We start from the raw sequence: 455 nt of genomic DNA on the forward strand, positions 1-455 counted from the left end.
GATTTTGCCCTGCGCCTCGAAGCGCACCTGCGCGCGCAAATGGACGACAAACAGCTTGAAATGTATGAAAAAATGGAGCTGCCTGTTGCGCAAGTATTGTTTGAAATGGAACGCAACGGCGTACAAATCGACCGCGCCGAACTCGCCCGCCAAAGCGCAGAACTCGGCGCCGAACTGATGAAGCTCGAACAAGAAGCCTACGCCGCCGCAGGCCAGCCGTTCAACCTCAACTCGCCCAAACAGCTTCAAGAAATCCTGTTCGACAAAATGGGCATCCCCACCAAAGGACTGAAAAAAACTGCCAAAGGCGGCATTTCCACCAACGAAGCCGTGCTCGAACAGCTCGCGCCCGATTATCCATTGCCCAAAATCATCCTGCAAAACCGCAGCCTGGCAAAACTCAAATCCACTTACACCGACAAACTGCCCGAAATGATTTCGCCCAAAGACGGTCG

General features: G+C 53.6%; 1 protein-coding gene. It reads left to right on the plus strand.

Going from position 1 to position 455, the window contains the following annotated elements; translation table 11 throughout:
• Positions 1 to 455: DNA polymerase (locus ACTHUR_RS20530; protein ID WP_440400642.1), on the plus strand; the 455-nt coding region annotated here is incomplete at both ends.

The organism is Neisseria sp. P0021.S007 (assembly GCF_051956855.1).